The sequence below is a fragment of the [Clostridium] saccharolyticum WM1 genome (assembly GCF_000144625.1).
Classification (GTDB): domain Bacteria; phylum Bacillota; class Clostridia; order Lachnospirales; family Lachnospiraceae; genus Lacrimispora; species Lacrimispora saccharolytica.
Window position 1 is genome coordinate 1923450 of sequence record NC_014376.1, and the last position, 19483, is coordinate 1942932.

Annotated in this window: 16 protein-coding genes; 12 read left to right on the forward strand and 4 right to left on the reverse strand. The window is 43.6% G+C overall.

Annotation, left to right across the window (positions count from 1 at the left end; all coding sequences use genetic code 11):
* The first annotated feature begins 146 nt into the window (after positions 1-146).
* Positions 147-1106, forward strand: a complete 960-nt coding sequence (locus tag CLOSA_RS09050; protein WP_013272462.1) for a D-2-hydroxyacid dehydrogenase — start codon at positions 147-149, stop codon at positions 1104-1106.
* Positions 1107-1181: 75 nt separating this feature from the next.
* Here CLOSA_RS09050 and CLOSA_RS09055 read toward each other — a convergent pair whose 3' ends face one another.
* Genes CLOSA_RS09055 through CLOSA_RS09065 form a run of 3 tightly spaced genes read right to left on the reverse strand, consistent with a single transcriptional unit; the run spans position 1182 to position 4158 of the window.
* The gene (locus CLOSA_RS09055; protein WP_013272463.1) at positions 1182-2210 is read right to left on the reverse strand and encodes an ATP-binding cassette domain-containing protein; all 1029 of its coding nucleotides are present in this window, start codon (positions 2208-2210) and stop codon (positions 1182-1184) included.
* A complete protein-coding gene (locus CLOSA_RS09060) occupies positions 2207-2908 on the reverse strand; it encodes a GTP-binding protein (protein WP_013272464.1) in 702 nt (233 codons plus the stop codon). The genes CLOSA_RS09055 and CLOSA_RS09060 overlap by 4 nt, the downstream gene beginning before the upstream one ends.
* Positions 2905-4158: an ABC transporter substrate-binding protein gene (locus tag CLOSA_RS09065; RefSeq protein ID WP_013272465.1), complete on the reverse strand. Its 1254-nt coding sequence runs from the start codon at positions 4156-4158 to the stop codon at positions 2905-2907. Before CLOSA_RS09065 ends, CLOSA_RS09060 begins: the two co-directional genes overlap by 4 nt.
* A gap of 352 nt (positions 4159-4510) precedes the next feature.
* On the opposite strand from CLOSA_RS09065, the gene nirJ2 reads away from it, so the two are divergent.
* The 10 genes from nirJ2 (at position 4511) to rpoN (ending at position 16169) form a co-directional block, all read left to right on the forward strand.
* Positions 4511-5524 (forward strand): putative heme d1 biosynthesis radical SAM protein NirJ2, encoded by a 1014-nt coding sequence (gene nirJ2, locus CLOSA_RS09070; protein ID WP_013272466.1) that lies wholly within the window; start codon positions 4511-4513, stop codon positions 5522-5524.
* Positions 5521-6465, forward strand: a complete 945-nt coding sequence (locus CLOSA_RS09075; protein ID WP_013272467.1) for an ABC transporter substrate-binding protein — start codon at positions 5521-5523, stop codon at positions 6463-6465. The genes nirJ2 and CLOSA_RS09075 overlap by 4 nt, the downstream gene beginning before the upstream one ends.
* Positions 6452-7444 (forward strand): FecCD family ABC transporter permease, encoded by a 993-nt coding sequence (locus CLOSA_RS09080; protein WP_013272468.1) that lies wholly within the window; start codon positions 6452-6454, stop codon positions 7442-7444. The genes CLOSA_RS09075 and CLOSA_RS09080 overlap by 14 nt, the downstream gene beginning before the upstream one ends.
* Complete coding sequence (locus CLOSA_RS09085; protein WP_013272469.1) at positions 7441-8217, forward strand: ABC transporter ATP-binding protein; 777 nt, start codon at positions 7441-7443, stop codon at positions 8215-8217. Before CLOSA_RS09080 ends, CLOSA_RS09085 begins: the two co-directional genes overlap by 4 nt.
* Before the next feature lie 173 nt (positions 8218-8390).
* Positions 8391-10475 carry a sigma 54-interacting transcriptional regulator gene (locus CLOSA_RS09090; protein ID WP_013272470.1) on the forward strand — a complete coding sequence of 695 codons (2085 nt, stop codon included), beginning with the start codon at positions 8391-8393 and terminating at the stop codon, positions 10473-10475.
* 257 nt (positions 10476-10732) lie between these two features.
* A complete protein-coding gene (locus tag CLOSA_RS09095; RefSeq protein WP_013272471.1) occupies positions 10733-11908 on the forward strand; it encodes a MalY/PatB family protein in 1176 nt (391 codons plus the stop codon).
* A gap of 63 nt (positions 11909-11971) precedes the next feature.
* Positions 11972-13246: a dicarboxylate/amino acid:cation symporter gene (locus CLOSA_RS09100; protein WP_013272472.1), complete on the forward strand. Its 1275-nt coding sequence runs from the start codon at positions 11972-11974 to the stop codon at positions 13244-13246.
* Positions 13247-13264: 18 nt separating this feature from the next.
* Positions 13265-13525 (forward strand): glutaredoxin, encoded by a 261-nt coding sequence (locus tag CLOSA_RS09105; protein WP_013272473.1) that lies wholly within the window; start codon positions 13265-13267, stop codon positions 13523-13525.
* A 45-nt stretch (positions 13526-13570) separates the two neighbouring features.
* Entirely contained in the window at positions 13571-14599 is a 1029-nt protein-coding gene (locus tag CLOSA_RS09110) for a 1-aminocyclopropane-1-carboxylate deaminase/D-cysteine desulfhydrase (protein WP_013272474.1), read from the forward strand.
* Between the two features lie 199 nt (positions 14600-14798).
* The gene (gene rpoN, locus CLOSA_RS09115) at positions 14799-16169 is read left to right on the forward strand and encodes an RNA polymerase factor sigma-54 (RefSeq protein WP_013272475.1); all 1371 of its coding nucleotides are present in this window, start codon (positions 14799-14801) and stop codon (positions 16167-16169) included.
* 123 nt (positions 16170-16292) lie between these two features.
* Here the strand turns inward: rpoN and CLOSA_RS09120 are convergent, their stop codons facing one another.
* On the reverse strand, positions 16293-17741 hold the full coding sequence (locus CLOSA_RS09120; RefSeq protein ID WP_013272476.1) for a histidine kinase N-terminal 7TM domain-containing diguanylate cyclase: 1449 nt from the start codon (positions 17739-17741) through the stop codon (positions 16293-16295).
* Positions 17742-18151: 410 nt separating this feature from the next.
* On the opposite strand from CLOSA_RS09120, the gene CLOSA_RS09125 reads away from it, so the two are divergent.
* On the forward strand, positions 18152-19339 hold the full coding sequence (locus CLOSA_RS09125) for a phosphopentomutase (protein ID WP_013272477.1): 1188 nt from the start codon (positions 18152-18154) through the stop codon (positions 19337-19339).
* Positions 19340-19483 lie beyond the last annotated feature (144 nt).

The window sequence follows — 19483 nt, forward strand, 5'->3', positions numbered from 1 at the left end:
CTGGAGAAGGCATTTCTTATCTTTAGGTAAGAAAATAAGGAATATGAAGGAAAATTTACAGATGCACTTAATATTGCCCCTTCTAATACGCTGTGGTAAAATGAATCCAAAAGAGGATACAGCAGCAGGACAGGAGAATAAGTAATATGAAGATCGTAGTATTAGACGGATATACAGTAAATCCGGGAGACTTGTCCTGGAGTGGGATGGAAGAACTGGGAGAGGTTACGGGATATGACAGGACGCCTGAGGAGCTGATCGCAGAGAGGATCAAAGATGCAGAGATCGTCTATACCAACAAGACTCCTGTCAGTAAGTCCACATTGGAGGCATGTCCTTCTATAAAGTATATCGGTGTGCTGGCTACCGGCTACAATGTGGTGGATATTGAGGCTGCAAAGGAAAAGGGGATTCCGGTGTCAAACATTCCTGCTTACGGGACAGAGGCTGTTGCTCAGTTTACCATTGCACTTTTATTGGAATTGTGCCATCACATTGGAGCCCATTCCCAATGTGTCATGGAAGGGGACTGGACAAAAAGTAAGGATTTTTGCTTTTGGAATTACCCTTTGACAGAGCTGGCGGGAAAGACCATGGGAATAATTGGTTTTGGAAGGATCGGGCAGGCTACGGCTAAAATTGCCCAGGCATTGGGAATGAACATTCTGGCCTTTTCAAGAAACAGAAATGAAAGCATGGAATCAGAAACCTGCCGTTATGCAGACTTTGATGAGCTTCTGGCAAATTCAGATGTAATATCCCTTCATTGCCCCCTTCTTCCTAGTACCCTCGGGATCATCAATAAAGAGACCATCGCTAAGATGAAAGACAATGTTATGATCCTTAACAGTTCCAGAGGCCCCCTTATTGCAGAAACGGATTTAATGGAAGCATTAAACAGCGGCAAAGTCGGCGGTGCTGCGGTTGATGTAGTATCTGTGGAGCCTATGAAAGCAGATAATCCGCTGCTGAAAGCAAAAAACTGTATTATTACCCCCCATATCGCCTGGGCGCCAAAAGAAACGAGACAGAGACTGATGAATATTGCAGTGGATAATCTTAAGTCTTATTTGAATGGCCGGCCTGGGAACATCGTAAATCAATGATTGGATTTAAAAAGAGCACTTATCCTGTCTGACAGCGAATGTTTTGGCACCTCCGCTGCCAAACAGGATTCTTTTTTATCTGTTCTCAGGATTATGTTCCATGACCAGGGTCTTTGAAGACAAGGCGCTTCCCTTTCGCAGTTCCTGACGTGCAGTTTGTATCATAGAATCCATTTTTTCAAGCTCCTCTAACAAGAGCTTTTCTTCCAGGCTGGTATGAAGAACTTTGCTGATTCCGCCGTTTTTAATAATGATTCTTTTGTCTGCCATTAGTGCCAGAAGAGGGTCGTGAGTTGCCATTAACACGATCTTATCGGAAGAGATCAGCAGCTCAAGTGCCTTTTTGCGGTCGATACCGGCATTTTCGATTTCATCGATGAGAACAATGGGAGAAGCACTTAAAATAGCGGTATCTGCGATCATCAGGGCTCTGGATTGTCCTCCGCTTAGGCTGGTAACAGGTGTGGTCAAGTCAAATTTTTCTCCTGCCAGGTGATTGGCGGCCAGGATGATCTGCTCAATGACAGTCTGCGGGTTTTCTACCAGACGGCTTACGGCATGCATTCTTAAAAATTCCTCTACCGTAAGGTCCATGACAAAATTCATGTTCTGGGATAACTGTGCCACCAGACGGTTATTGGAGGAAAAACGCCATTTATTATCCGGCTTCTCTCCATTGATCAAAATGCTGCGGCCGGTAGGTGTATCTCTTTGCGCCGCCCATTCGATGTCCGCCAAAAGGCGGCTTTTCCCGGATCCGGTAGGCCCTACGATAGAAATGATCTGGGAGGTCTCCACCGTAAGTTCTGTGAAACCTTCCGGGTTACCGGATTTGTCATATCCTGCCAGGATTGTCATGGAAAGGACCCGGTTGTTTTTTTCAAGGCCCAGAAATGCACGCATCTGTTCTAAGTAAACAGGAAGATTTGACAGAAGTTTATCCTTGTCAATGGCCTGGTCCTCCAATTCCTCCTCCGTAAAATGTTCTAAAAACTCCTGAAAGGTCTTATCCCCGTAACCGGCAATGTCCAGCTTATTCTGTTCAAAATACGCAATTACAAAGGGATACTCCTTAAGAAGCTGGTCTAAGCTTAATTCCATCATGTCTTATCTGCCCCCAAATTAATTTTTTTAACATTTCCCATCTGAAATGCTTCTCCGATCCTTGTTTCTCCAAGACAGTAGGAGCAGAGAGCGGAAGGCATGGGAAAGCGAAGCTGCATGCCCTGGACAGATTCAATGTTCTGGTTTTCATCATAGAGAAGGCTTCCCAGCTCGTAAGCTCCCTGCCCGGTCAGTCCGTTTACATGCATGGTGACGGCCCGAGGATTTACGGAGCTTACACAGGAGGCGAACACCTCACGTTCTGCCTGGGAGACGATATCCCCTTTTGTAATCACCACAAAATCAGCGGATTTTAGCATGGGGCCGATTTTTTTTGGAGTATTGATGCCGGAAAGGTTATCAATGACACAGACTCCCTTGATTTCCTTTAAATAAGGAGAACAGCGGTTGCAGAGACCGGCAGATTCTGTGATGAGAAGATCCAGCTTTTCCCCATTGCCCCAATTTACCACCTCTTCAATATTGGAAGCAAAAAAATGGTCAGGGCACAGGGCACCGGAAAGCCCCTTTTTTACCGGTATACCGGCTTTTTCATAGGCGGCATCGTCATCGGTATAAAGACAATCAAATTTAACAACACCCACCTTTATATTTCTGTTCTGAAAAGAAGCAATGGTTTTTAAAATCACAGACGTCTTCCCGGAGGAAGGAGGGCCTGAAACAATAATCAGATTCATAAAGCCTCCTTTACTGCTGCCTGAAAAAACAGCCGTTCTGTAGTCTTAATCAGCTCTCCGATATCATGGCTGTGAATATAATCCCAGCCAAGCCACATGAAGTTCTGATCCGGTTTCAAGTGATTGTCTACCAGTGGATTGGTAGAAGGGAATTTTCCGTTGGAGGAAAGGATTTCGCCTATTTCCTTAGAATAAAGGAAGTCTACAAATGGCTTGACCTTCTCCCTGTTCTTTGCTCTTGCCAAAAGGAAGATGGGGCTTATAATGGCACCATCCTTTGGCCATACGGGGCGGAGAGGACTTTTTTCATCCGCCATGCTGGCAAAAAAGTAGGGAGAAATTGTAATGGCAGGAACTTTATTTCCATCCTTTGAAATATGGGATTTAACCATCTGGGCCGGATGCATGCTGCGCAGAAGAGCTTTCCCCATTTTTTTTATGCCCTCTTCTCCATAATACCGGTAGATATGCAGCAAAAATGCATTGAACATGTCCAAATCCTTCATAGGCATACTGACGCTGTTTTCAAATTCAGGCTTCATTAGATCCGCCCAGCTCTCGGGAAAAGGACGGTCTCCTAAAGCAGCAGTATTAACCATGATCACCGCCGGAACAATGCCGATGATGGCATACTGGTTCCTTGGGTCCTTTAACGAAATGGTGTCATTGTCAAAATCAGGATTTATTTGCGTCATATCAGAAATATCTTCAAAGGTACCAAGATCCCGGTAGCGTCCCATCAGGTTTTTATCAAAGAATAAATCAAAGCCGGCGGATAGATAAAGGTCTGACAAGGCATCAGCATTGCCGTCTGCGGCAATGATCCGTTCTTTCACGTCATCCAGTCCAAGGTTGGCAGATTTTAAGTTGTAGTCTACCTTATAGTCCATGGAATCTTTCCGGGAAGCCATCCAGGCCTCGAATTTCTCCAGAAGAGGAAGACGGATGGGACAGGGCAGTACGCCTTCCATGCGGATGTCACCGCCTTCCTCTTTTCTGGTAGGTGTAAGACCGGAAGTGAGATCCGGGGCGTTCTGCTTAATGATTTCTTCCAGTTTTTCTATGAAAAGCGCCTGATTGAGCTTGCGCATGGATAAAGCCATTTCCAGAGTGACGGTCTTTCCAAGGGAATTACGCATTATGGGATTGTTTAAATGCTCAAAACCATTTGTAACAAACCATCCGATTGTTTCGGGGTATTTTTCAGTTATATCATAAATGGTGTCGGTAGCTTTTATATAATGATCCATTTTTCTTCCTTTCTATTTGTGATAACAGTCTGGGTTTTTCAATATGTTTATCATAACATATGATTTCCCATTTGGTTGTTGTAATTACAACGCATGTAGAATGGTTATTGATATTTTTTATTAAATTCTGTTAAATAACGCCTGTTTTCTATGAATAGCTCAATGAAGAACCTATCTATGAACCGCTGAACGATCTTAGCAGTAAATTACTGGTCCTGGAATTGGATTAAATCGTGCAGGCAGTAATTATTCCCATTATACCGGTAAATTTTATAAAAATTTGGTATGAAAAAGGGATGCGGCAATTATGATGAATTAAATGGTTTTTAAAAATAGTACAAGGAGAAAGCATATGATCGTTTCATGGATGACAACAAATCAGTGTAATCTTAAATGCAAGCATTGTTACCAGGATGCCGGTAATAAAAAGACAGATGAATTAACAACGGAAGAAGCCAAACGGCTGATTGATGAAATCGCCAGAGCGGGTTTTCGGATTATGATATTCAGCGGAGGGGAACCGCTGATGCGTCCGGATATTTTTACTTTGGTATCTTATGCGGCAGGTGCGGGACTTCGGCCTGTTTTTGGCACCAATGGTATGCTGATCACGGAGGAGACGGCCATCAGGCTGAAAAAGTGCAAAGCTGCGGTTATGGGAATCAGTCTTGACAGCCTGGATGAACAAAAGCATAATAAGTTCCGGGGAGATGAAAATGCATACCGGCTGACCTTAGAGGGGATTGGAAATTGTAAAAAGGCCGGCTTGCCCTTTCAGATCCATACCACGATCATGGACTGGAACCAGGAGGAAGTGGAAGCGATTATAGATTTCGGTATGCAATCAGGAGCTGTGGCCAATTACTTGTTTTTCCTGATTCCGGTTGGCAGAGGAAGATTTCTGGAAGAGACCTCGCTGAAAGTCATGGAGTATGAAAAGCTTTTGCAGATCATTATGAAGAAGCAGAAGGAGGTTCCCATTGATATCAAGCCTACCTGTGCCCCTCAGTTTACAAGGGTGGCAAGGGAGTTGGAGGTAGAAACCCGATTTACCAGAGGCTGTTTAGCCGGTCTTTCCTATTGTGTGGTTAATCCCGTGGGAAAGGTCCGGCCCTGCGCCTACATGGTTGAGGAAGCAGGAGATATCCGCAAAGAACCGTTTGATGAGATCTGGAAAAACAGCCCACTGTTTAAAACTCTTCGCACACGGGAGTACAAAGGGACATGCCGTGACTGCATTTATGGAAAAGAGTGCGGAGGATGCCGTGCGCGGGCAGGATATTATCATGACGGCGATTTTATGGCGGAAGACAGCTATTGCGCTTACGGAAAACAAAGATGCAAAGAAGGTGCCAAGAGAATATGAAAAATAAAATGATGGTCTATGCAGGAATCTTTCTTTTGATATTAAATATCCTTGCCGGATGCGGCGTCAGGACAGAGAAACCGGCTGCCAGTGCTGGGAAGGGTTATTGTTTTACGGATGCGCTTGGGCAGGAGGTGACGGTCCGGAATCCGGAGCGTGTGGTGGCTTTGATGGGGAGCTTTGCGGAGGTCTGGCAGGCAGCCGGAGGCAGCCTTGCCGGCGTAACGGACGACGCATTTGATGAAAGAGGTCTGGGACTTTCAGAGGAAACCGTTTCTGTGGGAAAATACAACCGCCCCAATGTAGAAAAAATCATGGCCATAGCTCCTGATCTTGTCATACTGTCATCAGAAACAAAGGAACATACGGCCTTGAAAGAAGTTTTAAAACAGGCGGGGATTACGACAGCTTATTTTAAAGTGACCTATTTTGAAGATTATCTTTCCATGCTGAAAACCTGTACGGAAATAACCGGGAAGAGGGAGATGTATGAGAAAAAAGGATTGGCTGTAAAATCAGAAATTGAAGAAATTCTTTCCGGTACAAAAGCTCAGGAGCCGCCTTCTGTTTTGCTTCTCATTACCTACTCCGGCGGAGCGGTGGCCCAGAATTCCAAAACCATGACAGGTAACATGCTAAATGACTTAGGCTGTAAAAATATAGCCGATGAAAACCAAAGTCTGTTAAAGGAGTTTAGCATGGAATGCATTGTTAAGGAGGACCCTGACTTTATTTTTGTGATCCCCATGGGAAATGATGATGCTCTTGCCATGAAAAATTTAAAAGAAAGTATCGAAAAGAATCCGGCATGGAATGGCCTTACTGCCGTAAAAAACAACCGATACATCCTTTTGCCAAAGGAAAAGTTTCTATATAAACCCAATGAAAAGTGGGGAGAAAGCTATCAATACCTTTCGGAGATTCTTTATGGAAAGAAATAACAAAGCCCGGCTGCTCATCTTTTTATCAACCGCAGGACTGGCGGTGTCCGTATTGCTGGGATTGTGCCTTGGAGCCAGCAACATCCGGCCGGCGGTACTCCTTGCAACTTTGGCCGCAGGAAAACCTGATGATTTTTTATACCGGATCCTTCTTACGGTCCGGCTGCCAAGGGTGACAGCCGCCCTCCTTGCAGGAAGTGCACTTGCAGTGTCCGGCGCAATCATTCAGTCCGTGTTAAACAATCCTCTGGCAAGTCCTAATATTATAGGCGTAAATGCAGGAGCAGGGTTACTGGTTCTGCTTGCATCGGCATTTTTGCCCCCAGATCCTCTTGCCCTGCCATTATCGGCATTTTCCGGTGCTCTCCTTGCCTGTTTGCTGGTACTGGCCATTGCCATGACCGGCAGACTGTCAAGGGTCCTGCTGGTTTTAACAGGCTTTGCGGTCAACAGTATGTTCAGTGCAGGAATGAATACGGTTATGATTTTGTACCCGGATGCCTATGTTGGTGCAGGAAATTTTCTGGTGGGAGGTCTCTCCTTCGTTACTCCAAATGTTCTTGTCTATCCTTCGGCTTTTATTGCCGCAGGTGTTCTTATGGCACAGCTTGGTTCCAAGGGCCTGAACATTCTAAATCTGGGCGCAGACAATGCAAAAGCCCTGGGCATGAATGTCAATGCCTGCCGGTGTGCCTACCTGGCCATTGCCGCCATCCTTGCCGGTGCAGCCGTCAGCTTTGCCGGTATGATCGGTTTTGTAGGCCTTCTGGTTCCTCATGGAGTGAAATTGGTGATCGGACAGGACAACCGGTTCGTGATTCCTGCCAGTGCCCTGACCGGAGGCATGTTTGTTATTTTGTGCGATCTGCTGGCCAGAACTGTATTCCTGCCCTATGAGCTTCCGGTAGGCATTTTGATGTCCTTTATAGGAGGGCCGTTTTTTCTTTATCTGATTCTTAAAAACAGGCGGAAGGAATGATGGAAATTATGATCAGGCTTGAGGATGTGACTTATTCTTATAACAGGCAGCCGCTGATTCGTGAGATGGACTTAACTTTTGAAAAAGGAAAGATAACCACCATCGTCGGACCCAACGGATGCGGAAAAAGCACGGTGCTAAAGCTGGCTTCCCGGCTTTTGCATCCAGATAAAGGGAAGGTGTTTCTGGGCAATAAAGAGATCAAAGCCATGAAGCGGAAAGAGTTTGCCAGGAACGTATCCATGCTGCTTCAAAGCAGCCATATACCGGATATGGCAGTGGAAGATGCGGTAATGGCAGGAAGATATCCCCATCAGTCTCCCATCCGTTTCTCCTCTTATCAGGATAAACAGATGACGGAATATGCCATGCAAATGACTTGCTGCCAGTCGTTCCGTAACAAAAACATACGACAGCTTTCCGGGGGAGAGCGTCAGCGCGTCTTTCTTGCCATGGTGCTGGCTCAGGATACGCCGGTTATTATTCTCGATGAACCCACAACATATCTTGATATTCATGTGTCCTATGAAATTATGGAGCTTATCAGCAATTTAAACAGAAAGCTGGGCAAAACCATTGTTCTGGTTTTGCATGATCTTAATCTGGCTGTTAATTACTCAGACCGGCTAGCTGTGATGGAAAATGGGAGAGTGGTTGCTTTTGAGGAAGCTTCCGCCCCCAGGGTCCATAGCTGTATCCGTGATATTTTTCAAGTGGATATCCGACGGCTGACAGAAAATGGGAGAACTTATTATTATTCTTTTAAAAGATAAAAACCACCGGTGACGCTGTCATAGAGAAAGCTGATGCACGGTAAATATCTCCCTTCCCGCCGGACGATTTTTTAGTGGCTTTACCAGCTTTTTTGATTGTGTTATACTTGTGACAACAGGAGAAAGAATCGTGAGATGATATTGGATTTTTTGTCGTCACAGGAAGGGAAAGCATGAAAAAAAGTATTGCGGTAATTGCATTAGACCCTTTTGCGGGAAAAGCATATGCCCAGCAGGTCCGGTCAGTATTTGGGGAACGGGCGGTGGTACGTAACTACAGCATGATGGATGGAACGGCAGCAAATATGGAGCCTTGCGATTTGTATATGGGTTCAACGGATGCGTTTGATGCCATGGGAGATCCAAGCCGGTATATTCCGCCGAAAGCACAACGGATGGAAATTCAGGTTACTTATTTAAAGGAAGCGGTACGCCGTTTGGAAGAGATCCCAAAGGGGACGAAAGTTCTTTATGTGAATATCACTGAGGTTATGGCAAGGGAAGCGGTGACGCAGCTGGAACAACTGGGAATTACCCACTTAAAGTTTATCCTCTATGCGCCGGGAAGCAAGCTGACTGATACAGCAGAGATTGCTGTTACACCGGATGAAGAGCGTTATGTGCCCAGGGGAATTCCCACAATTATCAATCTGGGACAGAGAACCTGTTCTTCCGATACAATGATTGAAGCTGCGTTCCGGCTTGGTTTTGACGATCTGCTTGAAGAGGTGGAGTTTAAACAGTATCAGGAGTCTGTATGTACCAATACCTATTATTTTGACCAGATGTTTAACCGTTCCAGGAGACTGGAAAGTCAGTTTGATATTCTCATGGAGGTGCTGGACCAGGGCGTCATCGCGGTGAATGAGCACGGAGAAATATATGCGGTCAACAAAAATGCGGCTGATATCACCCGGGTTCCGGAAAATCTCAGTATTTCAAACGTGGGAGAAGAAGTGTTTCCCTATATCCCATTCCGGAAATGTTTGGAGGAGAAAAAGGAGACCAGTCCCCAGGTTGTAAGAGTTGCGGGAAATCTGGTCAGCCTTTACGTGCGTCCTGTGTTAAGGCGGGAGGCTTGCGTTGGTGCGTTTGCCATATTGCAGAAGTTTAATGAGATGGAGCGCCGTCAGAACGAACTGCGGGTTCAGTTAATGAAAAAAGGCCAGGGGCATAGGGCTAAATATTGTTTTGATGATGTGATTGGGACATCCGAATCCATAGTAAAGACTAAATTTATTTTAAATAAAATGGCTTCTACGGAATCTCCGGTTTTGTTAATTGGTGAAACCGGAACCGGTAAGGAGCTGTTTGCACACTCCGTTCATAATGCTTCAAAGCGCAGAGATCAACCGTTTGTAGCGATCAACTGTGCTGCTATGCCGGAGAATTTATTGGAGAGTGAGCTGTTTGGTTACGAGGAAGGTGCTTTTACAGGTGCTAAAAAGGGTGGACGGCCAGGCCTGTTTGAATTTGCCCATCAGGGGACGCTGTTCTTAGATGAAGTGGAAGGCATGAGTCCTGCCTTACAGGTAAAGCTTCTTCGTGTTTTGCAGGAACGGGAAATCATGCGGGTCGGAGGAAATCAAATCATTCATGTTGATGTGCGTATTGTTGCTGCAACCAATGAAGAGCTTGAACAAAAGGTGGCGGAAGGAACTTTCCGGCAGGACCTTTATTACAGACTGAATGCCTTGCCGGTATTGATCCCGCCGCTTCGGAAGAGAGGAGAAGACGTATTCTTAATTTTGGATCGTTTTCGGAAAGAACTTGGGGGAGGATTCCTTTTAAGTGAGGATATCAAAGAGTTGTTTCGTAAATATAAATGGCCCGGGAATATACGGGAGCTGCGTAATGTCGTGGAATATTTATGTTTTACCGGTCATACCGTGATAACGATCGATGATCTGCCTCCGGTTTTTTGCATCGATAAAAACGGAGAAGCAGTGGATAAAAGAAAAGATGCAGATCAGAATATACCTGTCCTTCAAAAGCTGTCTCAGTGTAAAAATGAATCGCATTTACCCACGGTACAGGAACGGGCAATTCTGGAACTTCTTTATCAAGCGGAACGTTCGGGACAATCCATTGGACGGGAAAAAATTCTTAAGGAGGCTCAGATGCGTGAAATCAGGTTAACCCAGCCTCAGGTGCGCAAAATATTAGGCAGATTAGAAGAAAACGGCTACGTAACAGTTACAAAGGGCAGAGGCGGAAGCAGTATTACGAAAAAAGGAGTTGATTGGATCACCGGTTAATGAATAAAGACAGCCTGAGGGTAACCATATATAAAACAATTAACAACCCAATAACGACCAATTAACAACCTGAAAATGATCAAAAAAGAAAAGTTTCATTTCTCACTGAAACGCCCCCAGGCTTAGTAAAAAAATAGACGTAGAAAAGTCAGCAATAAAGGCTCTTTTCTACGTTTTTATTTTTTTAACCTCTTGATGATAAAAAGTTGGCACGCTTATTGCTCTATATAAAAGTATAAAACCGAAAGGAGCTTCATATGAAATACAATTTTGACATCGTTATTGACCGAAGCAAAAACCGCGCGGGAAAATATGATGAGAGGCAAAAAAAGTTTGGTACCATGGATGTGATTCCTCTATGGGTTGCAGATATGGATTTCCAGACGGCACAGCCGATCATTGATGCATGCGTGGAAAAGGCCAGGGAAGGAATCTGGGGATATACCTATCGGCCTGATTCTTATTTTGATGCAATACTTGGCTGGCAGTACCGCAGACACGGCTGGAAGATTGACAAGGAAAAAGTAAGCTGGAGCTTAGGAGTGGTACCTGCATTATCTTCCATTGTCAAGGTGTTTACCAATAAGGGAGACTCGGTTATGATCCAGACTCCTGTGTATTCGGAATTTTATGATATTACCGAAGCGTGGGAGAGAACGGTGGTAGAAAATCAACTGGTTGAACAGGAGGGGAAATGGACCATTGATTTTGCCGATTTCGAGGAAAAGGCAAAAGATCCAAAGGTGAAGATCTTTCTTCTGTGCAGTCCTCATAACCCACTTGGGATTGTATGGACGAAAGAGCAGCTGCTGAAGATGTTTGAAATTTGTTATGCCAATGATGTGCTGATGGTTTCTGACGAAATACATTCAGACCTGGTATTCCATGGCAAAAAGCATATTCCCACAGCTATGATATCAGACAAGGCCAGAGATCATGTCATTAGCTGCATATCAGGTACTAAAACATTCAATCTTGCAGGATTGCAGGCATCAACCAACGTTTTTCCCAACCTGGATATGAAGGCAGCATTTGATAAGTTCTGGATGAATTTAGACATTCACAGGAATAATGCCTTCAGCTCGGTGGCGATGGAGGCGGCGTTTCTTGAAGGGGAAGAGTGGCTGGAGCAATTGCTCCCCTATTTGTCTGATAACTTTGATTTTATCAAAGACTATTGTGAAAAGTACATTCCTAAAATTAAACCCAATGTACCGGATGCCACTTATCTGGTATGGCTGGATTGCCGGGAATTGGGTATGAATAATGAAGAATTAAGAAAATTCATGATCGAAGAAGCAAAGCTGGGCTTAAATGAAGGCTATACCTTTGGCCGCAGCCTTTCAGGTTTTATGAGACTGAATGCGGCCTGTTCAAGAAGCATTCTTGTTAAAGCCATGGAACGGCTGGAGGCCGCTGTAAATCGTCTGTGAGTCAGAGAACTATGGAAAGTCACTTAGAGTCAAAACTATGGGGTGAAAAGGAGAAGTGTACTTATGAATAGAAGTGAAATTTGGAAAAGCTATCGGTTTCCTATTCTGTTGGTATTGGGAATTTTGATCGGGTCAGTTTTTGGGCTGGTAGCAGGAGAGAAAGCTGCAATTGTTAAGCCGCTTGGCGATATCTTCCTTAACCTGATGTTTACAATAGTTGTGCCGATGGTCTTGGTTTCTATTTCCAGTGCCGTGGGAAGCATGGTAAATATGAAACGACTGGGAAGCATTTTAGTAAATCTTATTATTGTTTTTATCGGTACTGGTGCAGTTGCAGCTGTCCTTGTCCTGTTTGCGGTGAACCTTTTTCCGCCTGCGGCAAACACGACGATTGCAATGGGGGCAGCGGAAGTGGGGGAATCTGCGGCCGTTGGTGACATGATTGTCGGCGCTCTCACGGTTTCTGATTTTCCGGATCTATTAAGCCGGAAGAACATGCTTCCATTGATTATTTTTTCTGTTATGTTCGGATTTTGTGTAAGTGCCTGCGGGGGTGACGAAAGCCCTGTTGGAAAAATGCTTGCAAACTTAAATAATATCATCATGAAAATGGTCAATTTAATCATGAAATTTGCTCCCATTGGTTTGGGTGCATATTTTGCAAACTTGGTAGGGGAGTTTGGACCGAGCCTGATTGGTGATTACGGACGTTCCATGATCTTGTATTATCCGCTCTGCCTGATTTATGTGGTTGTATTCTTTCCCCTGTATTCCTATATGGCAGGCGGTAAAGAAGGGATTCGCCGTATGCTGAAATTTGTTCCCACCCCTGCATTGACGGCTTTTGCAACTCAAAGCTCAATGGCTACTCTGCCGGTAAATCTGGATGCCTGTGATAAAATGGGAGTTCCAAAGGATATCAGAGAAATTGTTCTTCCCATGGGAGCAACCATGCATATGGATGGATCGGTATTATCTTCGATTGTTAAGATTGCATTTTTGTTTGGAGTGTTTAATCAGCCGTTTGCTGGTGTTGGAACGTATGCCATGTCAATTGTTGTAGCGATTTTATCTGCATTTGTATTGTCCGGAGCGCCGGGAGGAGGTCTGGTAGGTGAAATGCTCATCGTGGGTCTTTTCGGATTTCCGCCGGAGGCATTTCCGTTAATTGCAACGTTAGGTTTCCTGTTTGATCCTGCGGCTACCTGCCTCAATGCATCCGGTGATGCAATTGCTTCCATGATGGTAGCCAGAATGGTTGAGGGGAAACAGTGGATTCATAACCGCTTAAAGGGTAACAACGAAAAATTGGTTGAAAATACAGATATTACAGTTTAAAAGAAAGGTAGGATCATTATGAAGATTACAATCATTGGAAGTCACTTATGCCCGGATACACTGTATGCATTAAATAAACTGATAGCCATGAAGGCCAGCGTGGATTTCAAAAATTTATCGGCAGATTTAAAGGATTTAAAGGCGTACCTTGCAGTTCGTGAAACAGAACCGGCATTTGAGGCGGTAAAAAGTAACGGCGGCATTGGAATTCCCTTCTTTATTCTTGAAGATGGAACCAAAACCTTAAACCTCAATGAGGTATTAGAACGGCTGTCATAGCCCAAAAGGCAGATTCATCGTCTATTGAAATCAGGAGGTATGGTGATGGTTTTAGGTCAGGAGAAAGTCTCAATATTGAATTTACCCACTCCTTTGGAATATCTTAAAAATCTTTCAGATGAGTTGGGAATCCAATTATATCTTAAGCGTGATGATATGACTGGTCTTGGTATGGGAGGCAATAAGCTTCGTAAGCTGGAGTATATATTAAAGGATGCGCTGGACAAAGGAGCCACAATGCTCATTACGGAGGGCGGAGTACAAACAAATCATGGCCGGTTAACGGCTGCTGTGGCTGCTAAATACAATATGAGGTGCGGGATTGTTGCGATCGGGGATTACCCTGGTGAATTGTCGGCAAACTTACTATTGGACCGGTTAATGGGTGCTGAAGTAATCATAAAAAAAGATGATGGACGTCCATCAACGGTACAGTATAAAGAGTTGGTTAATAATACCATCAAAAAATATGAAGCACAGGGAGAAACCGTTTATTATATACCCCTTGGCGGTTCCGATGATAACGGTATCCTTGGTTACTATGAATGTGCGGTTGAGCTTACCAGCCAGGCGGCTGCCATGGGAATCGGTGATGCACGGGTCATAACTGCAGTAGGCAGTCTGGGGACCTACATGGGTCTGTACTGCGGGTTTAATAATGAAAATTCCGGACTGCAATTAACCGGTGTAGCGATTATGCCGTTTGATCATAACAAAGAGCAGAGCATTGTTAAGCTGTTTGACAGAGTAAAAGAAGCATATGGAATGAAAATAAACGCTGGGTTAAAAGATTTTAATATTGAAAAAGATTATGTCCGGGGAGGATATAACCTTCCTTCAAGGGAAGTCAGGGAGGCGGTGCGTCTGATGGCTGAAAAAGAAGCCATTTTACTTGATCCGTGTTACACAGGAAAATGTTTCGCCGCAATCATTGATATGATGAAGGAAGGGAAGATTAAAAAAGGTGAGAAGATCATCATGATTCATACAGGGGGGATGCCTGGATTATACACAAAGCATCATAGAGTGGAATTTGAAAAGGAATTAATTGATGGGGTTACAATTCTTGATTGAATCAAGTAAGGGTTAAGGCCAGGTTCCTATAACCGTTACCTGCTCCATGGTAAAAAGAGCGGAGTTCATGAAACTTCGCTCTTTTGGCTTAGGCGATGGGGAATATAATGCTGCATTTCATATATTCGGATGGTATAATAACGATAATATTGCAATAGCAATAGGATAATAAGCGGGAGAAATAAGGAGGACGATTGCCATGAAACATAAATTAACTGTTGAACAACGGCAGTTGCTGTCTCAAAATCAGATATCTTCTTTGGAACTGCTCGCGTTATGCAACAGTGATTTGTATCAGTATATGGAAAATGAATATATGGAAAATCCTTTGCTGGAACATACCAATACTGACGCGGAATCTTATACTCAAGAAGATGATCAGGCATGGTATCGTTCAAATTACAGCAGACCATCTGAAAATACTGCCGGCTTTTATGAGGAAGTCAGTGGAGAAGGCAGTCTTGCAATGGAGGCTTTAAATACGGAAAATATCTATAGCTGCATTTATGAGCAGCTGGAGCTGGATCGTTACTCTGACCAACATTTGCAAGTGATCGATTATTTAATTCAAAGCCTGGATAGTAACGGATATATAGATTTGGAGGTTTCTGAGATTGCACAATTAACCGGTGTAAAGGAGGAGATAATCGAAAGCTGTTTGTTGGATTTGAAAAAGTTGGAACCAGACGGTATTTTTGCAAAAAATCTGGCAGAATGCCTGTTAATTCAGATTGAACGGCTGGGATTGGATGATGCAAATCTAAAACATATTATTTCCCATCATTTAACGGATATCTCTCAGGGAAAATTAAGTTCCATCACCCGTGAACTGGATATCTCATCGGAGCAGGCTAGAAGATATGTTGCTCTAATCAGTACTTTAAATCCAAGACCGCTGCAAGGGTTTGGACTGAGCGAAAAACAATATATTATTCCGGATGTTATCGTTACCATGGAACCGGATGGCAAATGGTATATAGAGATCAATGATAATTGGTGCGGGAATTACCAACTGAACGATTATTATCTGCAGATGATGGCAGAAGCAAAAGATCCGGAAATTTTTGAATATTTTAAGAAAAAATTAGAGAGGGCTAGATTTCTGATCCATGCAGTTGAGCAGAGGCGAAAGACTATTATTCAAATAACTAATGCAATACTGGAAGAGCAGGAAGCATTTTTTCGGTATTCCGGCAAGCTAAAACCCTGTACCATGACTCAAATGTCGGAAAAACTGTCGGTTAGTACCTCCACCATAAGCCGTGCCGTGAAAGATAAATACCTTCAGTTCCCCGCAGGTTGTGTTCTGATGAAAGACCTGTTTTCAACATCGGTTCCCACAAGTAACGGTGACCGGATCAATTCGGATGGCATCAAGCAATTCATTCGTGAACTGGTGGATGAAGAGGACAAAGAAAAGCCGTATAGTGATTTAAGGCTTGCAGAACTGCTTAAAAAGAAAGGATATAGTCTTTCCCGCAGGGTGATTGCAAAATATCGTGAAGAGATAGGCATCTCCGGCAGTTTTGAACGGAAAATGAAAAACGAGATTAAAAAAGGCGCTGACTGAACCAATGGTTTTCCCTGACTCTTTGCCAGAAAAAGCAGCTGGATTTTTTCGTAATCCAGCTGCTTTTTCTGCTGCTTAAGAAATTTAATTAATTGATAATCAATAACTGCTTCTTTCGGCTATCTAGTACCTGGTCTGATTTCTTCCATTTTTCTTTGCCTCATATAGTTTTCTGTCTGCAATGATAAGGGCCTCTGAGACATTGCAGTTCCTGCATTCTGCCATTCCAGCCGAAAAAGTCACCTTACGGGCAAAATTCATGTAAGCGGTTTTTTCTCTCATGGCTTCCACCTGCTGAAACGCTTCCTCCATGGTAAGGCCGTTCATAAATACAGCAAATTCCTCGCCGCCATATCTGCACACGGTCTGGGGAGCAAATGTTTCCTTAAGCGATTCGCCGAAAGCCTTTAAAACCCTGTCACCTTCCACATGGCCGAAGGTATCATTCACAGACTTGAAATGATCCAGGTCAATGATCACGAAAATCCCTTGCTCCGTTCTGGTTTCTACCTTTTCCATAAAATAACGTCTGTTAGAAAGCCCAGTCAAAGCATCCTCCGTAGCGAGAATTTCAAGCTGCTTCTTGACGCGCTCTGATTCCGTAATATCATCGACAACGTAAATACACACCTTGCCACTTTTTATATGTATGACCTTAAAGCGAAGCACTTTGTCATGAATCTGGTAAACAGGCTGCTTGGAAGAAAAGTCATAGCCCTTTAATTCCTGGATCATATGAATGGAATTTCCAACTTTGATCTTTGCGAGGGAGGGGAAGAACCGTTTGGAAGCATTGTTGAAGTTAACCAGCAATTCATCCTTATCAACAACAAGAACGGCCTCTTCGATGGAATTGAATACCATTTCATGAGTGACCGGCGCAAGAAACAAGATGTCATATCTTAAAAGTCCGATGATTATGAATGTGCTCATAAAAAAATAGGAAAACGGTAATAAATCAATATAGACCGGTCCCAGCCCAAGCATGTAAATGATTAATGTTACCATAGGGATGGATACCCCCACCAGCATAAATATAACCTTTTTTCTATAATCCCCTCTCGTGATTTTTACTTTGATACTAAAGATTATGATACTGTAAAAGATTGCAAAACACAGGCAAAATACCTGTACATAGTACCACATGCCTTTTTTTGATGCCAGTATAGGAAAACCGGGGGAAGAATCAATGCCTACGGAAGAATAATACAGCCAATGATACGAATTGGTGTTGACTAATATTAATGTAATAAGGCCTACTGTCAGCATCAGGGTCAGCATATATTTATTGGCAAACTGCTTCTCATCCGCATATTCCCTGGCAAACAGCATAATCAGGAACGGATAAAAGGCAGCTCCAAGGTATTCAATTCTGATCCAGAAATACATTTGGTCCAGGGTATTGCTCAGCAGTTCAAAGGCATAACCGACAGAATGAATGATCATGGCTGTCATGAGAAGAGAGAAAAAGAAAACTCCTGGAATTTTCTTCTTTCTGATTCCATAGAGGACTAAATTCCCTAGTAATGTGGAAGATATAATTAACAGGATGCTTAAAAGAACATTAATCACAAAATTATACTCCTTTTAGCTGATTTGAGCTTCCTCTGACGCAGCTGATTCGAATTTTGTATACTCACATTTACAAACATCTTAAATCTTCCCTTGATTTTTGTCAACTCGAAGTGACTGTGGGGATATGCAGGAATCAGGACTGCAGCCGGGTATGATCCGGATGTCATAAGCATAGTTGGGTAAATTTAGAGAAAATAGAGAAAAAGATTGCAAAAATTTTACAAAATTGTATAATAAAAGTGGAAAGATATCATCAAAAGATCCTTGATACCATGCAGTGTTGTTTTGATGGATATCGGTTTCCAAATTCGAAATATGAAAGTCTGACAGAAATTAAGTGAATCATTTAGCAGCTTCAGACGAATAAAAAGATAACAGGTGCTGTGATCAATCTGCAGGGAGGGAATATGAAGCGATTTAAACGTATTTTTGTTGTTGTCATTGATTCTTTGGGAATAGGAGCCATGGATAATGCCGCCCAGTACGGTGACGAGGGCAGTGATACCCTGGGGCATATTGATGCTTCTGTGGACCATTTGCTGCTGCCTCATTTGGAAAAGCTTGGTTTGGGAAATCTTTGCGCCTTAAATCATGTAAAGCCAGTCGCAGAGCCTATGGCGTATTATGGCAGGCTGAATGAAGCCAGTGTGGGAAAAGATACAATGACAGGTCATTGGGAAATGATGGGGCTTTACATAACAAAGCCCTTCAAGACATTTACGGATACAGGTTTCCCAAAGGAACTGTTAGAAGAACTGGAAAAACGCACAGGACATAAGATCGTAGGAAATAAATCTGCCAGCGGTACGGAAATCATGGATGAACTGGGAGAGCATCAGATAGCCACTGGAGACATGATCGTATATACGTCAGCTGACTCGGTTCTTCAGATATGCGCCAATGAAGATACCTTTGGCCTGCAGGAGCTTTACCGCTGCTGCGAAATTGCAAGAGAGCTTACCTTAAAAGATGAATGGAAGGTGGGCAGAGTCATTGCCAGGCCTTATGTAGGCATGAAAAAGGGTGAGTTTAAAAGAACTGCCAACCGTCATGATTACGCCTTAAAGCCCTTTGGAACCACTGCCCTTAACCTATTGAAGGATAAAGGCCTGGATGTGATAAGCGTTGGTAAGATCTTTGATATTTTTGACGGCGAAGGACTCACGGAGGGCAACAAATCCCAAAGCAGCGTTCATGGCATGGAACAGACCATAGAGATCGCAAAAAGGGATTTTAACGGACTGTGCTTTGTGAATCTGGTAGATTTTGACGCACTTTGGGGACACCGCAGGGATCCGGTTGGTTATGGGGCCGAGCTGGAACGGTTTGATGAAAAGCTTGGAGAGCTGCTTCCTCTCATTAAGGATGATGATCTTCTGCTGATAACGGCAGACCATGGCAATGATCCAACCTTTAAGGGCAGCGACCACACCAAGGAAAGGGTGCCGTTACTGGCTTATTCTCCTTCTTATGGAAATTGCAAAGAATTAAAAGAACGGAATACCTTTGCGGTGATCGGAGCTACGGTGCTGGACAATTTCGGCTTGCATAAAGACAAGGATATGATCGGTGAGCCAATAGAGGAATTGCTTTAGAGATTCCGGATAATCAGAAGATTATCACCAATATAAATAAAAATGAAAAAAGCGCCGCTTGTTTGCGATGATGGATCAAAAATCCATCATTGCAAACAAGTTCTGGCGCTTTTTTATATTCCTCTTAAGGTTACAGCTCATCAT

Excerpts from the sequence above, each read along its gene's own strand:
- CLOSA_RS09050 (WP_013272462.1), top strand. The coding sequence starts at position 147 with ATGAAGATCGTAGTATTAGACGGATATACAGTAAATCCGGGAGACTTG.
- CLOSA_RS09055 (WP_013272463.1), bottom strand. The coding sequence starts at position 2,210 with ATGATGGAATTAAGCTTAGACCAGCTTCTTAAGGAGTATCCCTTTGTA.
- CLOSA_RS09060 (WP_013272464.1), bottom strand. The coding sequence starts at position 2,908 with ATGAATCTGATTATTGTTTCAGGCCCTCCTTCCTCCGGGAAGACGTCT.
- CLOSA_RS09065 (WP_013272465.1), bottom strand. The coding sequence starts at position 4,158 with ATGGATCATTATATAAAAGCTACCGACACCATTTATGATATAACTGAA.
- nirJ2 (WP_013272466.1), top strand. The coding sequence starts at position 4,511 with ATGATCGTTTCATGGATGACAACAAATCAGTGTAATCTTAAATGCAAG.
- CLOSA_RS09075 (WP_013272467.1), top strand. The coding sequence starts at position 5,521 with ATGAAAAATAAAATGATGGTCTATGCAGGAATCTTTCTTTTGATATTA.
- CLOSA_RS09080 (WP_013272468.1), top strand. The coding sequence starts at position 6,452 with ATGGAAAGAAATAACAAAGCCCGGCTGCTCATCTTTTTATCAACCGCA.
- CLOSA_RS09085 (WP_013272469.1), top strand. The coding sequence starts at position 7,441 with ATGATGGAAATTATGATCAGGCTTGAGGATGTGACTTATTCTTATAAC.
- CLOSA_RS09090 (WP_013272470.1), top strand. The coding sequence starts at position 8,391 with ATGAAAAAAAGTATTGCGGTAATTGCATTAGACCCTTTTGCGGGAAAA.
- CLOSA_RS09095 (WP_013272471.1), top strand. The coding sequence starts at position 10,733 with ATGAAATACAATTTTGACATCGTTATTGACCGAAGCAAAAACCGCGCG.
- CLOSA_RS09100 (WP_013272472.1), top strand. The coding sequence starts at position 11,972 with ATGAATAGAAGTGAAATTTGGAAAAGCTATCGGTTTCCTATTCTGTTG.
- CLOSA_RS09105 (WP_013272473.1), top strand. The coding sequence starts at position 13,265 with ATGAAGATTACAATCATTGGAAGTCACTTATGCCCGGATACACTGTAT.
- CLOSA_RS09110 (WP_013272474.1), top strand. The coding sequence starts at position 13,571 with ATGGTTTTAGGTCAGGAGAAAGTCTCAATATTGAATTTACCCACTCCT.
- rpoN (WP_013272475.1), top strand. The coding sequence starts at position 14,799 with ATGAAACATAAATTAACTGTTGAACAACGGCAGTTGCTGTCTCAAAAT.
- CLOSA_RS09125 (WP_013272477.1), top strand. The coding sequence starts at position 18,152 with ATGAAGCGATTTAAACGTATTTTTGTTGTTGTCATTGATTCTTTGGGA.